This window comes from Micromonospora sp. PLK6-60 (genome assembly GCF_019890675.1).
In the GTDB taxonomy this organism is placed as follows: Bacteria; Actinomycetota; Actinomycetes; order Mycobacteriales; family Micromonosporaceae; genus Micromonospora.
In genome coordinates this window covers 56616-75821 of record NZ_JAIOAA010000007.1, presented here as the reverse complement: position 1 = coordinate 75821, position 19206 = coordinate 56616, and the positions used below count along the sequence as shown (strand labels likewise).

Annotated in this window: 16 protein-coding genes, 1 tRNA gene and 3 pseudogenes; 13 read left to right on the top strand and 7 right to left on the bottom strand. The window is 74.3% G+C overall.

Annotated features, from left to right (window positions below):
- Nucleotides 1-407: 407 nt before the first annotated feature.
- Entirely contained in the window at nucleotides 408-872 is a 465-nt protein-coding gene (locus tag K7640_RS15665; protein ID WP_222955565.1) for a hypothetical protein, read from the top strand.
- Nucleotides 873-918: 46 nt separating this feature from the next.
- Here K7640_RS15665 and K7640_RS15660 read toward each other — a convergent pair whose 3' ends face one another.
- Complete coding sequence (locus K7640_RS15660; protein WP_222955564.1) at nucleotides 919-1089, bottom strand: hypothetical protein; 171 nt, start codon at nucleotides 1087-1089, stop codon at nucleotides 919-921.
- 56 nt (nucleotides 1090-1145) lie between these two features.
- On the opposite strand from K7640_RS15660, the gene K7640_RS15655 reads away from it, so the two are divergent.
- On the top strand, nucleotides 1146-1802 hold the full coding sequence (locus tag K7640_RS15655) for a site-specific integrase (protein WP_222955563.1): 657 nt from the start codon (nucleotides 1146-1148) through the stop codon (nucleotides 1800-1802).
- A gap of 82 nt (nucleotides 1803-1884) precedes the next feature.
- Here the strand turns inward: K7640_RS15655 and K7640_RS15650 are convergent.
- A tRNA-Arg gene (locus tag K7640_RS15650) sits at nucleotides 1885-1957 on the bottom strand.
- Between the two features lie 152 nt (nucleotides 1958-2109).
- Between K7640_RS15650 and K7640_RS15645 the strand changes: the two genes are divergently transcribed.
- Nucleotides 2110-2796 carry a hypothetical protein gene (locus K7640_RS15645; protein ID WP_222955562.1) on the top strand — a complete coding sequence of 229 codons (687 nt, stop codon included), beginning with the start codon at nucleotides 2110-2112 and terminating at the stop codon, nucleotides 2794-2796.
- Nucleotides 2797-2858: 62 nt separating this feature from the next.
- Nucleotides 2859-3368 (top strand): GNAT family N-acetyltransferase, encoded by a 510-nt coding sequence (locus tag K7640_RS15640; RefSeq protein WP_222955561.1) that lies wholly within the window; start codon nucleotides 2859-2861, stop codon nucleotides 3366-3368.
- Nucleotides 3369-3389: 21 nt separating this feature from the next.
- Here the strand turns inward: K7640_RS15640 and K7640_RS15635 are convergent.
- A pseudogene (locus K7640_RS15635) lies at nucleotides 3390-4429 on the bottom strand (alpha/beta hydrolase).
- A 100-nt stretch (nucleotides 4430-4529) separates the two neighbouring features.
- Nucleotides 4530-4955 (bottom strand): HPF/RaiA family ribosome-associated protein, encoded by a 426-nt coding sequence (locus K7640_RS15630; RefSeq protein ID WP_222955560.1) that lies wholly within the window; start codon nucleotides 4953-4955, stop codon nucleotides 4530-4532.
- Between the two features lie 372 nt (nucleotides 4956-5327).
- On the opposite strand from K7640_RS15630, the pseudogene ssb reads away from it, so the two are divergent.
- From ssb to K7640_RS15615, 3 genes and pseudogenes are all read left to right on the top strand, one after another.
- A pseudogene (ssb, locus tag K7640_RS15625) lies at nucleotides 5328-5903 on the top strand (single-stranded DNA-binding protein); the annotation flags it as partial.
- Between the two features lie 458 nt (nucleotides 5904-6361).
- Nucleotides 6362-7339, top strand: a pseudogene (locus K7640_RS15620) (cobalamin biosynthesis protein); the annotation flags it as partial.
- A gap of 122 nt (nucleotides 7340-7461) precedes the next feature.
- Nucleotides 7462-9000, top strand: coding sequence for a cobyric acid synthase (locus K7640_RS15615; protein ID WP_222955557.1), 1539 nt, complete (start codon nucleotides 7462-7464; stop codon nucleotides 8998-9000).
- A 403-nt stretch (nucleotides 9001-9403) separates the two neighbouring features.
- On the opposite strand, the gene K7640_RS15610 is transcribed toward K7640_RS15615, so the two are convergent.
- A complete protein-coding gene (locus tag K7640_RS15610; RefSeq protein WP_222955789.1) occupies nucleotides 9404-9805 on the bottom strand; it encodes a rhodanese-like domain-containing protein in 402 nt (133 codons plus the stop codon).
- A 188-nt stretch (nucleotides 9806-9993) separates the two neighbouring features.
- Between K7640_RS15610 and K7640_RS15605 the strand changes: the two genes are divergently transcribed.
- The 4 genes from K7640_RS15605 (at nucleotide 9994) to K7640_RS15590 (ending at nucleotide 13947) form a co-directional block, all read left to right on the top strand.
- A complete protein-coding gene (locus K7640_RS15605) occupies nucleotides 9994-10638 on the top strand; it encodes a uridine kinase (protein ID WP_222955790.1) in 645 nt (214 codons plus the stop codon).
- Between the two features lie 36 nt (nucleotides 10639-10674).
- Complete coding sequence (locus K7640_RS15600; RefSeq protein ID WP_222955788.1) at nucleotides 10675-12024, top strand: dipeptidase; 1350 nt, start codon at nucleotides 10675-10677, stop codon at nucleotides 12022-12024.
- Nucleotides 12025-12102: 78 nt separating this feature from the next.
- Entirely contained in the window at nucleotides 12103-12309 is a 207-nt protein-coding gene (locus K7640_RS15595) for a hypothetical protein (protein WP_222955556.1), read from the top strand.
- 51 nt (nucleotides 12310-12360) lie between these two features.
- Nucleotides 12361-13947 (top strand): ATP-dependent DNA ligase, encoded by a 1587-nt coding sequence (locus tag K7640_RS15590; RefSeq protein WP_222955555.1) that lies wholly within the window; start codon nucleotides 12361-12363, stop codon nucleotides 13945-13947.
- Between the two features lie 27 nt (nucleotides 13948-13974).
- Here K7640_RS15590 and K7640_RS15585 read toward each other — a convergent pair whose 3' ends face one another.
- The gene (locus K7640_RS15585) at nucleotides 13975-14793 is read right to left on the bottom strand and encodes an SURF1 family protein (RefSeq protein WP_308042566.1); all 819 of its coding nucleotides are present in this window, start codon (nucleotides 14791-14793) and stop codon (nucleotides 13975-13977) included.
- A gap of 180 nt (nucleotides 14794-14973) precedes the next feature.
- Between K7640_RS15585 and K7640_RS15580 the strand changes: the two genes are divergently transcribed.
- The gene (locus K7640_RS15580) at nucleotides 14974-16359 is read left to right on the top strand and encodes a cobyrinate a,c-diamide synthase (protein ID WP_222955554.1); all 1386 of its coding nucleotides are present in this window, start codon (nucleotides 14974-14976) and stop codon (nucleotides 16357-16359) included.
- Nucleotides 16356-16925: a GNAT family N-acetyltransferase gene (locus K7640_RS15575; RefSeq protein WP_222955553.1), complete on the top strand. Its 570-nt coding sequence runs from the start codon at nucleotides 16356-16358 to the stop codon at nucleotides 16923-16925. Before K7640_RS15580 ends, K7640_RS15575 begins: the two co-directional genes overlap by 4 nt.
- Before the next feature lie 91 nt (nucleotides 16926-17016).
- Here the strand turns inward: K7640_RS15575 and K7640_RS15570 are convergent, their stop codons facing one another.
- On the bottom strand, nucleotides 17017-19143 hold the full coding sequence (locus K7640_RS15570) for a transglycosylase domain-containing protein (protein WP_222955552.1): 2127 nt from the start codon (nucleotides 19141-19143) through the stop codon (nucleotides 17017-17019).
- Nucleotides 19144-19206: the final 63 nt, after the last annotated feature.

Below are 19206 nucleotides of genomic sequence, written 5' to 3'. Positions count from 1 at the left end.
ACGACAACCTATTTACAGCCACACGACGCCGCGCATCGGCTCGCGGAGATTGAGACAATGAGTTCCTGTCATCTGTCTGTCGCCGACCCACACACCCTGGCCCTGGTCCGCTCGGCTCTGCCTGGCTCGGTGGCTGGCGGGATGGCTTCCCACCGCCCACGAACCGGTACCGTTCGGCAACTCCATCTCGGAGCCGTCTGGCCCCCGCCGGAGGCAAAGGCTCTTATCGGCCGGCGCGCCGGCCGATGCCGGCGCTTGCGCCGCCAGTATGCCGAGCGCGGCCGGCGGGGCCCGCTTGCGGGCCGCCTTGATCCGATAGAGCGGGATTCGGCAGTACGCTCACCAAAGCTCACCAAGGCGCTCCTGCATCGATGCGGAGCTACGCCTCGCTTCGTACCATGAGACTCATGGCCGCAGCAGCGTCGTTCGTAGTAAGCCTCATTGCCTTGGCAGTCAGTATCGCTAGCGTAGGGCTGACTCTGCACAATAACAGGCGCGCCGATCCGATAATTAACGTCGAACTTTCAGAGGTCGGAGTTCCAGGCATGGGTCCTGCGATACAAGTTAAGGTCATCAACAAGGGGCGCGCAGCGGCGCGGGTTGACTATTGGGGAGTTGTCGACCTGAAGTCGGGAAATCAGATTTCATGGGCCTACTTCGTTGATCCGAGCCAGCTCTTTTCCGGCGATCCTTCGCAGCTGCCTGAGGCACCCACGGTCATCCCAGCGCATGACAGCCGCCCCTTTCGTATGCCGAAGCAAAAACTGCTCGACGCATTGGAGGCGATGGGGAGCCCTGCCCCGCAGATTCAAGGGCGCATTTCGGTGAGTACCGGCAAGTGGTACTTGAGCCGGAGCGTCATCACTTTCTGAGCGCCCCCCACTCGTCGCGGTTCTTGTCGGACGACCTCGGCCCATGTCAGAACTTCGGCTCGACGGGTGAGGGAAGTTTGTCGGCCCTCCTCCGTAGTACCTCGACCGCCTGGTCCCGGAGGACTCCGCCGGTGGTCTCCTCGCGCAGTGACCGGCGCTCGATCGGCTGGGCAGCCTCCCGGTAGAACTGGAGGTCTTCGAAGCCGTAGGTCGCCACATCGTGACTGCTCGCCCCGAAGATCAGACGTGGGATGCGCGCCCCAGTAGCAGGCCATGAGGCACATGGGACATGGTTCGCTGCTCGCGTACATGATGCCGTCTTCGAGCAGGTGCCGCCCGGCCAAGCGCCTGCTCCACGTACTGCGCGGTCACCGGCTCGAAGCGCTGTATGTGTGCGCCCTTACGGTCGGGCTCCGGCGTGGGGAACTGCTCGGGCTCGCCTGGTCGGATATCGACTTCGACGCCGGCACCTTGACCGTTCGGCAAACCGTTCAGCGGGCCGAGGGCCGGTTGCAGATCGTGGCACCCAAGACGGAGCGGTCCCGTAGAACTGTGCCCGTGCCGGCGCAGACCCTTGCGCTGTTCCGGGTTCATCGCCGGCAGCAAGCCGCGGACCGAGTGGCGGCGGGGGAGCGGTGGCAGGATCACGGCCTGGTCTTCCCGTCCACGGTGGGAACGCCGAGGGACCCGGACCACATCGACCGGACCTGGCACAAGATCCGGGCTGCGGCCGGCCTCGACTGGCTTCGTCTGCATGACCTGCGGCACGCCTGCGCCACGTTCCTGCTTGTCTCCGGTGCCTCACCTCGGACGGTGATGAAGGTGCTTGGGCACAGCCAGATCGGGTTGACGATGAACACCTACGCCCACGTCCTGCCGGACATCGAGCGGGCCGCCGTGGACGAGGCTGCGAAGCACCTCTTCGGCTGACTTGGCTGTACGAATGGCTGTACGGGGCTGTGGTGATCGAATCGACCGGGCGCGACAAGCCCCTGAGCAGGGCGATCAGGGGTGCGCCCGGCAGGATTCGAACCTGCGGCCTTGGGATTAGAAGTCCCCTGCTCTATCCGCTGAGCTACGGGCGCGCACGCGACGCATCGTCGCGCCAAGAGGGTACCGCCGACCGCCCGGTCCGGGGGGTAACGGGTGGTCCATCACCGATCACCGACACGCGGATCCCAGCCCGGCTGGCCGGGTCTGCCCACCGGGACCGCCCCGGCTCCGTACCCTCGATGCCGTGCTGCTGGACCCGGAGATCGAGAACGACGTCGCCTACGAGCTGTGCCAGATCGTGGGCCGGTCGCTGCTGCCGCTGCGCGGCCCCGAGGCCGGCACCGCTTTCCTCTTCGCCGCCGCGACCGGGGCCGACTACCTGCTCACCGCCGACGTTCTGACCGGCGGTCCGGCCGCCGAGCTGGGGTTGCGGCCCAGCGTCACCGAGCCGCCCGGGGTGGCGCCCGACACCCTGACGCTGCCGGCCGGCGACTGGGCCCGGCGCCCGGAGCTGGGCGTCGCGGTGCTGCCGATGGCCGGCCTGCACGAGCAGGCCCGCGCGCGGGGCTGGCGGTGGCGGACCCAGCCGGTCACCGACGGGTTGGCGGCCGGGCCCGCGGTGGTCGCCGCGGTCGGCGCGCAGCCGGCCTCCGCCTTCGTGCTGGCCCAGGGGGTACGCGCCGACGCCGCCCGCCCGCTGGAGGTCGCGGTCGAGCGGGTGCTCCGGGACGGCGACCGGGTGCTTGTCGACACCGCGCTGCCCGACGGGTACGTCGGTGCGCCCGTCTTCGCCGTCGACACGAACGTCGACGGGGACCTGGGCGTGCACTGCCTCGGCCTGGTCCTGCCGGCCGACGGCGGGCGGCACCCGGTGGCCACCTTCGACCGGATCCGCGCCGCCGTCGCCGAGCTGCCCGGACCGGCGGCCTGACCCGGGAGCGGTCGCCGGAAAGGCCGTGCCGCCGCGCCGGCCCGCTCGGTAGGGTCGCCGCCATGCCGCCGCGACTGGAACAGATCACCCCGGACAACGTCGAGGCCGCCTGCGCGCTGAAGGTCCGCCCCGACCAGGAACACCTGGTCGAGCCGGTGGCCCACTCGCTCGCCGAGGCGTACGCCTGGGGGGAGATCGCTTGGCCGCGGCTGGTCCTCGACGGCGACCAGCCGGTGGCCTTCCTGATGGGGTTCTTCCGGATTCCGTGGCGGCCGGACGACCCGGCGGACCTGCGCTCCGGGCTGTGGCGGCTGAACGTCGCCGCGGACCGGCAGGGCCGGGGCCACGGCCGGTACGCGGTGGGCGTGGTCTGCGCCGAGGCGCGCCGGCGGGGGGAGACCCGCGTCTTCACCACCTGGGAGGAGGGCCCGGACGGCCCGGAGGGGTTCTATCTCGGGCTCGGCTTCCGGCGCACCGGCGAGCGCAGCGGCGACCAGATCGTCGGCGAACTGGACCTGACCGGGGAGCCAGCCCGCCGGCTGATGGCACTGGTCGACCCGCACGACGGCTGACCCCGCCCTCCAGCCCCTCGGTCAGCTCTGCACGGCGGCGTCCGTCGGCGACGGTCCGTCGGCCGGTCGACGGGTGGCCGGTGGTCGGGCGCCGTCGGCCGGGGCGGTGGGGCCGGCCCCGAGGAACGCCTCCGCCCAGCGGCCGACCTCGGTGAAGACCCGCTCCCGCACGGCGGGGCCGGAGAGCGTCAAATCGTGCAGGCCGCCGTCGAAGCGGGCCAGGGTGACGTGCCGGCCGAGCCGGGGCGCCCAGCGGACCATGTGGTTGACGTCCAGCACGGCGTCGGCCAGGGTGGCCGACTCGTGCCACTTGGTGCCCCGGAAGGTGCGGGTGGAGCAGGCCACCAGCACCGGCACCGGGATCTCCAGACCGGCCCGGAGCCGGCGCTGGCCGGTGCGGATGGCGTTCAGCCAGCCGGCCCGTACCGGGAATCCGGCCAGCGGCTTCCAGGCCAGGTCGTAGCGCCACTCGCCACGGTGGTCGGCGTGCAGGCTCTCGCCGTACACGGTGCCCAGGCCGAAGGGGATCACCCGCTGCGGCGCCCGGCGGCCCAGCGTGGAGACGGCGGCCGCGCGAGGGGGCGGCGGACCAGCCAGGGTGCGTTGAGGTCGAAGAACGGGCTGTTGAGCACCAGCCCGTCGACCACGGCGGCGTCGCGGCGGGCGTGCGCCCAGAGCGAGATGATCAGGCCGCCGGTGGAGTGGCCCATCCCGAGCAGGGTGTCGTGCCCGTCCTGCTCGCGGATGATCTGTGCCGCCGCGTCCAGCTCGGGGAAGTAGTCGTCGACGTCCCGGCAGAAGTTCGGGGTCTGGTGCGGCAGCAGGCTGCGACCGTACTTGCGCAGGTCGAGGGCGTAGAAGTCCCAGCCGCGCTCGGCGAAGAAGTCGGCCACGTGGGTCTGGAAGAAGTAGTCGACGAACCCGTGCACGTAGAGCACGGCCCGCCCGGTCGGGCGGTCCGCCCGCCGCCGGACCAGGGTCGCGACGACCGCGCCCTCGTCGTCGGTGCCCAGGTCGATCGTGTGCCGCTCGTACGGCGGCCCCAGCACGTCCGGTTCCACGAACGCGACGGTACGCCCGGATGCTACCCAGCGGTAGCCCCGGTGCGGAACCGCCGCCCCCGCCCGGTCGAGGTGACGCGGGCGGGGCGGCGGGTACGGCTCAGGCGGTCTCCGCGTCCGACCGCACCGGGTCGGCGTCACCGTCGACGGTCGGCTGGGCGGGAACGGGCTGGGCCATCTCCCGGATGTGCTTGTTGTTGCGCGGCTCCTGCCGGGTCTTGGAGTCGTTGAGCCGCCGCCGCAGGTCGTCGCGACAGTCGTGCAGGGCGGCCTTCAGGTCCTCCTCCGTCGAGGTGGTGACGATCTTCTGCCGCCCGGCGATCCAGCACTCCAGGGTGACCTTCTGGCCGCGCGCCTCCCGATCCTTGACCGACAACTCCAGCTCGGTGGAGTCGGCGTGGAAGCTGGCCAGGCGGGCGTCGAGGGTGGCGAACTGCTCGACGATCCAGGCCCGGTCGCCCTGCGAGAAGCCCGCGCCCATGCGCAGGCACTCGGCGACGGTGGCCGGGTTCGCGACGGCGCTCATCGCCGGACCTCGCCCTCGGTGCGCGGCAAGCCGGTCATTCGGGACGGGCGGAAAGTCATCTCTGCTGCCTCTCTCGTCGGGGGCGGAGTGGGTTTTCCTCCGGCCGGCCGCCGTGGTGGCCGGTTGATCAAATCCATACCCAGTCGGGGCCGGTCCGGAACCGGTGTCCGGCGTCGAGCCGCCGGCGATCCGCCGCCGGGGCCGCCCGCCACCTCTGGCCGCCATAGCAGACGGGGCCTTGATCAGGGCGTTGTCCACAGGCCGCCGCGCTGTCCACAGGACCGACGCCGGCGCTGGCGCTCGCTGGGCAGCCGGCCCAGGCTCGGCACGAGTCGACTCGCCACGGCAAGCCCGATCTCCCCTGGAGGGACGATGTTCGATACCTACGTCACGATCGTCGGCAACGTGCTGACCGCGCCGGAGTGGCGGCGTACCACGCAGAGCAACACCCTGGTGGCCAACTTCAAGGTCGCCTCGACCGCCCGCCGCCTCGACCGGGACAGCGGCCGCTGGGTTGACGGCAACAGCCTGCGGGTGCGGGTCAACTGCTGGCGCAAGCTCGCCGAGGGGGTGGCCTCCTCGGTGATGGTGGGCGACCCGGTGGTGGTGGCCGGCCGGCTCTACACCCGCGACTGGACCGACGACGCCGGCAACCACCGCACCCTCTACGAGTTGGAGGCGGTCGCCGTCGGGCACGACCTGTCCCGGGGCCGGGCCCGCTTCCAGCGCAACCGCGCCGGCCTGGCCACCAGCGCGGTGGAGGACGCCGACGCCGAGGCCCGGGTGCACGGCGAGCCCACCGAGCCGGTGCCGGCGGAGCAGGCGCCGACCGGGCCGGACGACCGCCCCTTCGACGACGACTTCGACGCGCCGGACTTCGGCGTCCCGCCGGTGGCCGGCGGCGCCGGACAGGTGTACGCCGGTGGCGCCGGCCAGGCACTGCCCGGGGTCGGCGGCCGGGTGCTGCCCGGGGTCGGTGACCGGGTGCTGCCCGGGGTCGGTGGTCCGGTGCTTCCCGACGACCACCGCCCCGACCTGGCCGACCTCACCGATCCCTTCACCGACCTGGCCGACCCCGACGAGGACAAGGACGACGAGGACGACGACCTCACCGACGAGCCGGCCGCGAAGGACGAGGACGACGACCTGAGCCCGGCACCCGACGAGCCACCCACCACCACCCGCCGCCGTCGCCGCCCCCGCACCTCCGTCCCAGCCTGACCCGGCGCCGCCGCTGCCCCCGGCGGACCCGGCCCCGGCGCCGCCGGCGGCCCCGGCGGCGGCGGTGCCACTCAACTTCGGGGAAGTTGCTGCCTCCCGGGCGGCTGAAGCAGCAACTTCCCCGAAACTGCTGGCCGTGCGGGTGGGGGGAGATGGCCTAGGCTGGCCGGCCGGAGGTGGTGGAGGTGCGGCAGTCGACTGCGGTGGCGAACGCGGCGGGGCTGGTGGCGGGTTACGCGCTCGACGCGTGGCTCGGCGACCCCCGCCGGTGGCATCCGGTGGCCGGCTACGGCCGGGCAGCCGCCGCGCTGGAACGCCGCCTGTACCGGCCCGACCGCACCGCCGGCGCGGTGTTCACCGCGCTGGCGGTGGGGGCGCCCGTGCTGGTCGGCGCCGCCGCCACCCTGGCCACCCGCCGCCGACCCTTGGCCCGGGCGGTGCTGACCGCCGCGGGGACCTGGACGGTGCTGGGTGGCCGCACGCTGCGCCGGGAGGCCACCGCGATGGGCGCCGCCCTGCGCCGAGATGACCTGCCCGCCGCCCGGGACCGGCTGGGCCACCTGTGCGGGCGGGACCCGTCCGCCCTGGACGAGCCGGAACTGGCCCGGGCCACCGTCGAGTCGGTGGCGGAGAACACCTCCGACGCGGTCGTCGCCCCGCTGTTCTGGGGTGCCGTCGCCGGCCTGCCCGGGCTGCTGGGTTACCGGGCCGCGAACACCCTGGACGCCATGGTCGGCCACCGCTCACCCCGGTACGCCCGGTTCGGCACCCCGGCGGCCCGCCTGGACGACCTGCTCAACCTCGTGCCCGCCCGGCTGACCGGGCTGCTCACCGTCGCGGTCGCCCCGGTGGCGCACGGAGACCGGGACCGCGCGTGGCAGGTCTGGCGGCGCGACCGCAACGACCACCCCAGCCCGAACGCCGGCCAGTGCGAGGCCGCGATGGCGGGAGTGCTCGGCGTCCGGCTGGGTGGCCGCAACGTCTACGCGGGGCGGTCCGAGGTGCGCCCCTTCCTCGGTGACGGGCCCCGCCCCGACGCCCGCCACCTGAAGCGGGCGGCCCGGGTCTCCCGAGCGGTCGGGCTGGCGGCCCTGGGCCTGACGGTCGCCGCCTCGCCGATCGCCGGGCGCCTCGGCGTGCTCGCGGGCCGGGCGACCACCGGGTTGGCCCGGACGGCGACCCGGCTCGGCCCGGTGACCGGGCTCGGACCGGCGGCGGGGCTCGATCAGGCGGCGGCGCGGTTGGGCACAGCGGCGGCGCGGGCGGCCCGGCGGGGGAGGGCCGGGTGAGCGGCGGGCTGCTGGTCGCCGGCACCACCTCCGACGCGGGCAAGAGCGTGGTCACCGCCGGCATCTGCCGCTGGCTGCACCGGCGGGGCGTGAAGGTGGCGCCGTTCAAGGCGCAGAACATGTCCAACAACTCGGCGGTGGTGGTCGGCCCCGACGGGCGTGGTGGCGAGATCGGGCGGGCCCAGGCCATGCAGGCGGCGGCCTGCAGCGTCGCCCCCGACCTGCGGTTCAACCCGGTGCTGCTCAAGCCGGGCACCGATCTGTCCAGCCAGGTGGTGCTGCTCGGCGAGGCGGTCGACACGGTCACCGCCGGCAACTTCCGCAGCCTGCGGCCCCGGCTCGCGGCGACCGCCTTCGCCGCGCTCGCCGAGCTGCGCTCCGCGTACGACGTGGTGGTCTGCGAGGGGGCGGGCAGCCCGGCCGAGATCAACCTGCGGGACCACGACTACGTCAACCTGGGCCTGGCCCGGCACGCCGGCCTGCCCACCGTCGTGGTCGGCGACATCGACCGGGGTGGCGTCTTCGCCTCGATGTTCGGCACGGTCGCCCTGCTCGACCCGGCCGACCAGGCGCTGGTCGCCGGCTTCGTGATCAACAAGTTCCGGGGCGACCTCGGCCTGCTGCGTCCCGGGCTGGACATGCTGCGCCAGGTCACCGGCCGGCCCACGTACGGGGTGCTGCCCTGGCACCTCGATCTCTGGCTCGACGCGGAGGACTCGCTCGCCTACGGCCGGGTGCTGGGCCGGCCCGCCGCGCCCCTCGGCACCGAGTGGCTGGACGTGGCCGTGGTCCGGCTGCCCCGGATCTCCAATGCCACGGACGTCGAGGCGTTGGCCACCGAGCCCGGCGTCCGGGTGCGGCTCACCGTCGAGCCCGCCGAACTGGCCGCCGCCGACCTCGTCGTACTGCCCGGTTCCAAGTCCACCGTCGACGACCTGGCCTGGCTGCGGGAGACCGGCCTCGCCGACGCGGTACGGGCCCACGCCGCCGCGGGCCGGCCGCTGCTCGGCATCTGCGGCGGGTTCCAGATGCTCGGCCGGGTCATCCACGACCCGGTGGAGAGCGGGCGGGGCAGCGTCGCGGGGTTGGGGCTGCTCCCCGTCGAGATCACCTTCGACCCGCGCAAGACCGTCCGCCAGGTGGTCGGGTCCGCCGCCGGGGAGCCGGTGCGCGGCTACGAGATCCACCACGGGTACGTCTCCGCCGCCGACCCCGGGCTGCCCCCGCTGCTGCGGTACGCCGACGGCACCGGCGAGGGTGCCCGGCTCGGCGCGGTGCACGGCACCCACTGGCACGGCGCGTTCGAGTCCGACGGGTTCCGCCGCCGGTTCCTGACCGAGGTGGCTCGGGCGGCCGGCCGGCACGGTTTCCAGGTGGCCCCGGACATCTCCTTCGCGGCGGCCCGGGAGCGGACCCTGGACCTCCTCGGTGACCTCGTCGAGGAGCACCTCGACACTGACGCGCTCTGGCGGCTGATCGAGTCGGGCCCGCCCGCCGGCCTGCCCTTCGTCCCACCCGGCGCCCCGGCCGGCTGACCACGCGCCGTCCCGCCGATCGGGCGCGCTGCTTTGCCGAACACGGCGCGGCTGGCTGGCCGGGCCCGGTCCCGCTGATCCGGCAGAGCACCGCCCGCTCGGCGCTGGACCGCCCGCTCGATGCCGGACCGGCGGACCGGCGGACCGGCCACTGGCCCACCGGACCGGGCACTGGCCCACCGGACCGGGCATTGGCCCACCGGACCGGGCATTGGCCCACCGGACCGGGCATTGGCCCACCGGACCGGGCATTGGCCCACCGGACCGGGCATTGGCCCACCGGACCGGGCACTGGCCCACCGGACCGGCCACTGGCCCACCGGACCGGGCACTGGCCCACCGGACCGGCCACTGGCCCACCGGACCGGGCGTGAGCGAACGGGGCCCGGGGCGGGCGGAATGGTCAGTGGCGGACGTCGGCCGGTGTGTCGGACATCGGCAGCCCGGCCTCCTGCCACGCCTCGACGCCGCCGATCATGTCGGTCGCCGCGCGCAGCCCCAGCACCTGGAGGCTCGCCGCCGCGAGGCTGGAGCTGTAGCCCTGCCGGCACACCACGACGATCTCCCGGTCGTATCCGGTGGCCTCGGGGATCCGCCAGGCGCTGGCCGGGTCCAGCCGCCACTCCAGCACGGTCCGGTCGATGACGATGGCGCCCGGCAGTTCGCCCTGCTCCCGCCGTTGCGGGTCGGTCCGGGTGTCGATCAGCAACGCGCCCGCGCGGACCGCCTCGACGGTCTCGTGCGGGGTCAGTCGGCGCAGCCCGGCGCGGGCCTGCTCCAGCAGGGCGTCGACGCCCGGACTCATCACGTCAGGAAGCACCTCCCGATCATCCCCGGCGGCCGCCGGGCGCGCCGGGCAAAGCCGGCCCGCCCCGGAGAATCACCCGGAGGTTGCGTACCCGGCGGACGACCGCATACCCACCCACCCGGGATGCGTCGGCCGTGCCGGCCCGCCGGAGCGGTGCGCGGGGACGGCGCTAGCGTCGGTGCGTGATGGTGGCCGGGTTCGAGGCGTACGCCGGGCTGGCCCGTCGGGTGCTGGCCGGGCCGGCGCGGTTGGGGCGTACCCGACTGGTGGTGGTCGACGGGCCGAGCGGCGCGGGCAAGAGCGTCTTCGCGACGCGCCTCGCGGACGCCCTCGCCGCGACCACCGGGGGGCCGCCGCCGGTGGTCCGCACCGACGACCTGCTGGCCGGCTGGGACGACCAGCTCACCTTCTGGCCCCGGTTGGAGGAGCGCGTGCTGGCTCCGGTGCGGGCCGGCCGGCCGGGCGGCTACCGCCGGTACAGCTGGGTCCGGCGGCGGTTCCTGGACCGGGAGGTGCCGGTGCCGGCCGGGCCGGTGCTGCTGGTGGAGGGGGTGAGCGCGGCCCGGGCGGTGGTGCGGCCGGAGGCGAGCCTGTCGGTCTTCGTCACCGCGCCCGCGCCGCTGCGCCGGGAGCGGGCGCTCACCCGGGACGGCCCGGAGATCCTGCCCGAGCTGCTCCGCTGGCACGCCGGGGAGCGCGCGCACTTCGCCGCCGACGGTACGCCGGCCGCCGTGGACCTGGTGGTCGACGGCGCTCCGGTGCTGCCGCACGACGCCCGCCGCTACTTCGTCCGCCGGCTGCGGACCGGCTCCGGCGGTGCCCGTCGGTAAGGCCGGCATACGATGCCGGTCATGACCACTCCGATCATGTCCGAGTCCGACCTCCGGGCGGCCGTCGAGCGGGAACTGCCCGGTGTACGGGCCGACCTCGAGCGCCTCGTCCGGATCCCCGGCATCGCCTTTCCCGGCTTCGACCACTCGCACGTCGAGCGTTCCGCCGAGGCGGTGGCCGAGCTGCTGCGCGGCTGCGACCTCGACGTCAAGGTCGTGCGGCGCGGCGGGCAGCCGGCCGTCATCGGGCGTAAGCCGGCCCCGCCGGGCGCGCCGACGGTGCTGCTCTACGCGCACCACGACGTGCAGCCGGTCGGCGACCTGTCGCTGTGGGAGTCCGACCCGTTCGAGCCGGTCGAGCGGGACGGTCGCCTGTACGGTCGCGGCGCGGCCGACGACAAGGCCGGCATCATGGCGCACGTGGCGGCGCTGCGCGCCTTCGGCGACCAGCTGCCCGTCGGGGTGGTGCTCTTCATCGAGGGCGAGGAGGAGTACGGCTCCGACTCGTTGGAAACGCTGCTGGCGGAGTTCCGCGACGAGCTGGCCTCGGACGTGATCGTGATCGCCGACTCCGGCAACTGGGACGTCGGCGTGCCGGCGCTGACCACCTCGCTGCGCGGCATGATCAACTGCTTCGTCGAGGTCCGTACCCTGCGGCACGCCGTGCACAGCGGGATGTTCGGCGGGGCCGTGCCGGACGCGCTGACCGCCCTGGCCCGGCTGCTGGCCACGCTGCACGACGACGCCGGTGACGTGGCGGTCGAGGGGATGGTGGGCCGGGCGGGGGCCACCGTCGACTACCCGGAGGACCGGTTCCGCGCCGAGGCCGGCGTGGTCGAGGGCGTCTCGCTGGTCGGCACCGACCGGATCACCGACCGGATCTGGACCAAGCCGGCGCTGGCCGTGCTCGGCATCGACGCGCCGACCACCGGCGAGGCCGCGAACGCCCTGGTCCCGTCGGCCAAGGCCAAGCTGAACGTACGGCTGGCGCCGGGTGACGAGCCGAAGCGCGCGTACCAGGCGCTCCGTACCCACCTGGAGCAGCACGCGCCCTGGGGCGCCCAGGTCACGGTGACCTTCGAGCACGACGGCGCGCCGTGCGTCATCGACGCCTCCGGGCCGATGTACGACGCCGCCCGGGCCGCCTTCCGCGAGGCGTGGGACGGCACCGAACCGGTGGACATGGGCATCGGCGGTTCGATCCCGTTCATCGCCACCTTCCAGGAGCTCTTCCCAAACGCGGCGATCCTGGTCACCGGCGTGGAGGACCCGCACGCCCAGGCGCACGGGCCGAACGAGAGCCTGCACCTGGGCGAGTTCGCCCGGGTCTGCCTGGCCGAGGCGTTGCTGCTGGCCAAGGTGGCGCGGGTCGGCGTACCGGCCTGAGGTGTCGAAACCGTAACTTCCCGCCCGGTCAGGAAGTTTGCGGTGTGTCGGACGCGGGGGTGTTATAGCCTTTCGAACATGCGTACGAATGAGGTGATGGTGCGGCTGGAGGCCGCCGTCCGTGCTCTGGGGGACCTGGACGTCTCCGCGTGGCCCGAGGACACGCTCAAGGAACAGCTCGGCGAGCTCTCCGCGGCTCTGGTCGCCATCGACGCGCAGCTGACCCGGGTGGCGGACGAGGTCCGCGCCCGGGGCCTGCGGATCGAGGAGCCGGTCCCCGCCTGAGTCGGCGCGACCGGCCGGGCGGTGTCGGTGCCGACTGGCAGGATGGTGGACGTGCGGTTTCTCGACCTGGCGGCCACCTCCGCGGCGGTCGGCGCCACCAGCGGCCGGCGGGCCAAGGTGGAGCTGCTCGCCGCCGCCCTGCGCTCGCTCGACCCGGGCGAGGTGGCGGCCGGCTCCGGCTGGCTCGCCGGTGAGCTGCGCCAGCGGCAGACCGGCGTCGGCTACGCCGGCCTGCGCGACCTGCCGCCACCGGCGGACACCCCGACGCTGACCGTGGGCGGCGTCGACGCCGCCATCGACGAGATCGCGGCGGTCGCGGGCACCGGCTCCCAGGCCCGTCGGCGCGCGCTGCTGCACCGGCTCTTCGCCGCGGCCACCGCCGACGAGCAGCGGCTGCTGATCGGCCTGTTCAGCGGCGAGCTGCGCCAGGGCGCGCAGGCGGGCCTGCTCGCCGACGCGGTGGCCCGGGCCGCCGAGGTGCCGGTGGCCGCCGTGCGGCGCGCCCTGCTGCTCGCCGGTGACCTGCGGTCGGTGGCGGTCGCGGCGCTGGGCGGCGGCGCCCCCGCGCTGGCCGCCTTCCGGCTCCAGGTCGGTCGCCCGCTCGCCCCGATGCTCGCGCAGAGCGCGCCGTCGGTGGACGAGGCGCTGGCCGCCACCGGCACCCCCGCGATGGTCGACGTCAAGCTCGACGGCATCCGCATCCAGGTGCACCGCTCCGGGTCGGAGATCGCGGTCTTCACCCGCAGCCTGGACGAGATCACCGCCCGGGTGCCCGAGGTGGTCGCCGCCGTGCGCACCTTGCCCGGCCGCGAGCTGGTCCTCGACGGCGAGGCGATCGGGCTGGACCCGGCCGGCCGGCCGCTGCCCTTCCAGGAGACCGCCGGCCGGGCCGCGCGGCGCACCACGGCGAGCACCGCCGGCCGGGCCGCCGCCGCCCCGGCCACGCTGGCCGCCGCCGAGGCCGCCGGGTCGACGGTGCTCACCCCGTACTTCTTCGACCTGCTGCACCTCGACGGCCAGGATCTGATCGACCGGCCCGGCCGGGAGCGGTGGGCCGCCCTCGCCGGCGCGGTCGACGGGTCGCTGCTGGTCGGCCGGGTCGAGGTCGACGACGCCGAGCAGGCCGGCGCGGCGTTCGCCGCGGCGGTCGACGCCGGCCAGGAGGGGGTCGTGGTCAAGGACCCGGCGGCGCCCTACGACGCGGGCCGGCGCGGCTCGGCCTGGGTGAAGGTGAAACCCCGGCACACCCTCGACCTGGTGGTGCTGGCGGTCGAGTGGGGCAGCGGCCGGCGGCGGGGCTGGCTGTCCAACCTCCACCTCGGCGCGCGCGACCCGGGCACCGGCGAGTTCGTGATGCTCGGCAAGACGTTCAAGGGGCTGACCGACGAGGTGCTGCGCTGGCAGACCGAGCGTTTCCTGGCCCTCGCGGTGGAAAAGGGCGACTGGGTGGTGCGGGTCCGCCCCGAGCAGGTGGTCGAAATCGCCTTCGACGGGGTGCAGACCAGCAGCCGCTATCCGGGCGGGATGGCGCTGCGCTTCGCCCGGGTGCTGCGCTACCGGCACGACAAGACCGCCGCCGAGGCGGACACCGTCGACACCGTCCGGGCGATCCACGCCGGCCGGGTCGCCGGCGGCTGACCCGCCGGCCGTCGACGGTCGGGCGGGTCAGGCGGGTGCGTGCGGCGCCGGCTCGGCGGCCCGGTCCACCGGCGGCCCCGGCTGGTCCAGCCCCGCCCGGCCCCGGGCCTCGCGCCGGGCCGCCCAGCCGTAGCCGATCAGGGTCATCCCGGCGAAGATCCACCACTGGATCACGTAGCCGAAGTTCTGCCAGTTGTTGGTGTGCCCGATCGGGACCGCCTTGAAGGTCGGGTCGGCGGCCGGGGTCTGCTCGTCCAGCAGCACGTACGCGCCCCGCACCCCGTACGGCAGCTCCCGGGCCAGCCGGGACACGTCGATCCGCCGGGTCTCCAGCCGGCCGTCGCGCCGGTCGACCGCGCCGCCGCGCTCACTCGGGTGCACCCGGCCGACCACGGTCACCTCGCCGCCCGGGGTGTCCGGCACGGTCGGCTGGGCGATCGCGCCACCCGGCGCGGGCGGGATCCAGCCCCGGTCCACCAGCACGGCCGAGCCGTCGGCGAGCACCAGCGGGGTGAGCACCTCGAAGCCGACCGAGTTGTCGACCGTCCGGCCCCGGACCAGGACCAGGTTGTCGGTGTCGTACCGGCCGGTGGCGGTGACCTTGGTCCAGTTGACCGACTCGGCCGGGGCGGGGCCGGCCGTGCCGCGACCGCCGGTCGGGGCGGCCAGCGCGTCGGCCACCGGCACGGGGGTCATCCGCGCCCCGGCGTCGATCTGCTCGTTCACCGCCGTACGCGCGCGGTAACGGTCCAGTTGCCAGTTGCCGAGCAGGACCATCACCGCGGCGGCGACCAGCGCGAGCGCCAGGTAGCCCAGCCAGCGGGGGGTCAGGAGGAACCGGTACACAGCACGAGGCTACCCGTATGACCGGGGCCACCCGAGCGGTGGCCCGGTGACCCTCCGTCACGCCGCCCGGACCGCCGGTGCGACGGCCGCCACCGGTCGCACCGGCCCGGTATCGTCACGCCGGCGACGCTCCCGCCGCCCACTCACCGCCGCCACCACACCCGCCCCGAGGAGTCGATGATGACCGCCGTGCCTCGCCTCGTGCTCAGCGCGCCCGCCTCGGGACACGGCACCACCGCGCTCTCCATCGGGCTGCTCGCCGCGCTCGCCGACCGGGGCGTGACCGGTGCGGGGTTCAAGGTCGGCCCCGACCACGTCGACGCCGCATATCTGGGCCTGGCCGCCGGTCGCCCGGGCCGGATCCTCGACGCCCGGCTGACCGGCCCGGACCGGCTCGCCCCGCTCTTCGCGCACGGCGCGGCCGGGGCCGACCTGGCCGTGGTCCAGGGCACCATGGGCCTCTACGACTCGGTCTCCGGCCGCCCCGACGAGGACTCCACGGCCGCCGTCGCGCTCCGGCTGCGCAGCCCGGTCGTCCTGGTCGTGGACGTCGCGGCGATGGGCCAGTCGGTGGCCGCCCTGGTGCACGGCTTCCGGGCGTACGACGAGCAGCTCTGGCTGGGCGGGGTGATCCTCAACCGGGTCGCGTCGCCCCGGCACGAGACGATGCTGCGGGAGGCGCTGGACGACCTGGGCGTGCCGGTCTACGGTGCGCTGCGCCGCCACGAGCTGCCCCCGGTGCTGCCGGCCCGCCGGCACGGGATGCTCCCGGCGATCGGCGGCGAGGCCGAGGCGGTGCGCGCGGTGCGCCGGCTGGGCGACGCGGTCAGCGCCACCGTCGACCTGGACCGGCTGCTCGGGCTGGCCCGCTCGGCGCCGCCGCTGACGGTCACCGCCTGGTCGCCCGAGCCGGCGGAGCCGGTCGCCGTCCCCGGCCCGCCGGTCGTCGCGGTCGCCGGTGCCGCGGGCGGCAGCTACAGCCACCCCGAGACGGTCGAGCTGCTGCGCGCCGCCGGGGCCGAGGTGGTCACCGTGGACCCGCTGCGCGACGAGGAACTGCCCGCCGGCACCCGCGCGCTGGTCGTCGGCGCCGGCCTGCCCGAGACGTACGCGGAGCAGCTCTCCGCCAACCGCCGGCTGTGCATCGCGGTGGCCGAGTTGGCGCGGACCGGCCGGCCGGTGCTCGCCGAGGGCGCCGGCCTGCTCTGGCTGGCCCGGGAGTTGGACGGGGCGCCGATGTGCGGGGTGCTGGACGCCGCCGGGCACACCCGGGACGGCCTGGTCGTCGGCTACCGCGAGGCCACCGCCTGCACGCCGAGCGTGGTCGCGCCGGCCGGCGCGGTGCTGGTCGGGCACAAGCAGCACGCCGCCGTGCTGACCCCGCGGGCCGGACAGACCCCCGCGTGGAGCTGGGACGGCGGCGCGCCGGAGGGGTTCGTCTGGCGCGGGGTGCACGCCTCGCAGCTGAGCCTGCACTGGGCGGCCGCCCCGGAGATCGCCGGCCGGCTGGTCGCCGCGGCCGGGGCCGAGCCGGCCGGCGTCGAGGGCGCGGAGGCGGCCCGGTGATCGGCCAGGTCGCGGTCCGCCGGTTTCCGGCGCTGACCGTCTCCACCCCGCGCACCGAGGTCCGGCCGCACCTGCCGGCGGACGTCGCGGCGGTCGACGAGGTCTTCGCCGACCGGCAGACCCAGCGCTGGCTGCCGCTGGCCGAGCCGACCGGCCGGATCGACGGCCGGGCCTGGTGCTCGGACCTGGCCCGGCAGCGCCGGGACAGCGGCGACGGCGACCACTGGGCGCTGGTCCGCCGGGAGGACGACCGGGTGGTCGGCTGCCTGTGGACCCGGCGCACCGACTGGGGCGCCCGGCTCACCGAGATCTCCTACGCGGTCGCCGCGCACGCCCGCGGCTTCGGCCTGGCCGCCGAGGCGGTGGACGCGGTGGCCATCGCGCTGCTGCTGGAGCACGGGTTCCAGCGGGTCGAGCTGCGGGTGGCGCCGGGCAACGTGGCGTCCCGCCGGGTCGCCGAGAAGGCCGGCTTCAGCTATGAGGGGCTGCTGCGCAACGCCGGCATCGTCCGGGGCGCGCGGGTGGACCTGGAGTTGTGGTCCCTGGTGGCGGCGGACCTGCGCTGACCGGGCGCGACGACGGTCAGGGGGTCCGCGTCGCCGACGCGGACCCCCTGACCGGTGCCCGGGCGCACCCCCGGGCGGTCCGGTGCGGTGCTCAGCCGACGATCTGGTCCGACGGCGGGGTGAACTGGCGAACCGGCTTGCCCTTGAGGGCGTCGCGCAGCGTCTGGGCCACCGCGTTGACCGGGACCTCGGCCTGACCGTCGCCGACCGCGTTGAACGGGTTGTCCGGGTCGGCGATGAAGCTGGCCGCGGCCAGTTCCGGGGTGTAGCCGACGAACCAGGCGGAGCGGGTGCTGTCCGTGGTACCCGTCTTGCCGGCCACCGGGCGGCCGACCGTGCCCCGGACGCTGTCCGCGGTGGACCAGCCCCCGCAGCCGCCCTTGGCCGGGGTGTCCCCGGTCGGGCAGCGGGCGGCGTCGGTGGCGGCCCGCGCCGCGTCGGCGTTCACCACCTGCCGGCAGCGCGGCTTGGCGACCTCCCGCTCGATCCCGGCGGCCGTCGTGTACGTGGTGGGCGTGCCGTCCCGGTTCTTGATCGACATGACCGGGATGGCCTCGCAGTAGCGCCCGTCGGCGGCGACCGCGCCGTACGCGTTCGCCATCTCCAGCGGGGTGGCGTCGGAGACGCCGAGGGTGAACGCGCCCCACTTCTTCGCCTTGGCCGGGGACGCCTGGTCCCGGTCGACGTCGGTGCGCCAGCGCAGCCCGAGCTGTTCGGCGAGGCGAACCCCCGCTTCCGCGCCGACCCGCTCCTCCAGTTGGACGAAGTAGGTGTTCACCGACTTGCCGAAGCCCGACCACATGGTCTGCACGCCGGTCATCGCGCCGCTGGCGTTGGACGGGGCCCAGCCGTCGAAAACCTTCGACTGGTAGCGGTACGGCGAGTTGTACGTGGTGGACAGCGGCATGCCCGCGTTGAGGGCGGCCAGCATCGGGAACATCTTGAACGTCGAACCGGCCTGGTAGCCGGGGAGCGTGCCGCCGCCGAGCAGGGGCGCCACCGTGTTCGGATAGCTCGCCTTGACCTTCGGGTCGGCCTCCGGGTTGGACGTCGGCGGGTTCTCGTCGAGGTCCAGCGAGTACGTCCGGTTCACCGCCATCGCCTTGACCCGGCCGGTGCCCGGCTCGGTGACCACGATGCCGTTGGCGAACGGGCTGCCGGCCTGGGCGCCGACGTTCTTCTCGGCCGCCTCCTGGATCTTCGGGTCGATGCTCAGCACGATGTGGTAGCCGCCGCGGCGCAGCTTGTCCATCCGTTCCAGCGAGTTCTCCCCGAACGCGGGCTGCGCGCTCCACCAGTTCTTCACGTAGTCGCAGGCGAAGCCCCAGCTGTTGAACTTCTTCGGCACCGAGGCGCAGTCGTTGGCCGGGGTGGTCAGCCTGAGCTGGATGGGTTCGCTCTTGGCCGCCGCCGCCGCGTCCGGGGACATGTAGCCGAGGCGGGTCATGTTGTCGAGCACGTAGTTGCGCCGCCCGGTGGCGTCCTTCTGGTCCGAGGTGATCGGGTCGTACTCGGACGGGGACTTGACCAGGCCGGCGAGGGTGGCCGCCTCCACCGGGGTGAGGGTGGCCGGGGTCTTGGAGAAGAAGATCTGCGAGGCGGCGTAGATGCCGTACGCGCGGTGCCCGAAGTACGCCGAGTTGAGGTAGCGCTCCAGGATCTGCTCCTTGGTCAGCGACTTCTCGACGTCCAGCGCCATCCGCATCTCCTTGACCTTGCGCAGGCTGGTCTGCTGGGTGGCCTCCTGGACCTCCTTCGGCGTCTTGGCGCTGTCCCGCAGGGCCATCCGCACGTACTGCATGGTCAAGGTGGACGCGCCCTGGGAGACGCCGCTGGAGTGGGCGTTGGCGACGAAGGCCCGGGCGACGCCCTTCGGGTCGACGCCGTGGTGCTGGTAGAAGCGGTTGTCCTCGGCGGCGACGATCGCCTGCTGGATGTTCGGCGACATGTCCCGCAGCTTCGTGTACTGCCGGTACTCCTCGTAGAACATGGTCAGCACGGTCTTGCCGTCGGGCGCGTACAGGTAGGAGGTCTCGGCGGGCAGCGCCTCGCGGAGGATGTCCGTCTTCTGTTCGACGGCGTGCGCGGTGGCCTTGGCGCCGATGCCGGTGACGGCGGCCAACGGATAGAGCGCGGCGGCGACGACGATCCCGGCGATCAGTCCGGCGCGGAGGAGAGGAACGGTTCGACCAGTGGCGGCAAGGGGTCGGTTGCTCACGTCGCCAAGCTATGACATTTCCGATTCGGAAATGAGAAAAATTCATAAACGGGCGGGTGGTGA

Bases quoted from the DNA above. Each gene is read 5' to 3' on its own strand.
- K7640_RS15610 (WP_222955789.1), bottom strand. From the start codon at position 9,805: ATGAGTCCGGGCGTCGACGCCCTGCTGGAGCAGGCCCGCGCCGGGCTG.
- K7640_RS15640 (WP_222955561.1), top strand. From the start codon at position 2,859: ATGCCGCCGCGACTGGAACAGATCACCCCGGACAACGTCGAGGCCGCC.
- K7640_RS15665 (WP_222955565.1), top strand. From the start codon at position 408: ATGGCCGCAGCAGCGTCGTTCGTAGTAAGCCTCATTGCCTTGGCAGTC.
- K7640_RS15630 (WP_222955560.1), bottom strand. From the start codon at position 4,955: ATGAGCGCCGTCGCGAACCCGGCCACCGTCGCCGAGTGCCTGCGCATG.
- K7640_RS15595 (WP_222955556.1), top strand. From the start codon at position 12,103: ATGCGTACGAATGAGGTGATGGTGCGGCTGGAGGCCGCCGTCCGTGCT.
- K7640_RS15655 (WP_222955563.1), top strand. From the start codon at position 1,146: ATGAGGCACATGGGACATGGTTCGCTGCTCGCGTACATGATGCCGTCT.
- K7640_RS15605 (WP_222955790.1), top strand. From the start codon at position 9,994: ATGGTGGCCGGGTTCGAGGCGTACGCCGGGCTGGCCCGTCGGGTGCTG.
- K7640_RS15600 (WP_222955788.1), top strand. From the start codon at position 10,675: ATGTCCGAGTCCGACCTCCGGGCGGCCGTCGAGCGGGAACTGCCCGGT.
- K7640_RS15580 (WP_222955554.1), top strand. From the start codon at position 14,974: ATGACCGCCGTGCCTCGCCTCGTGCTCAGCGCGCCCGCCTCGGGACAC.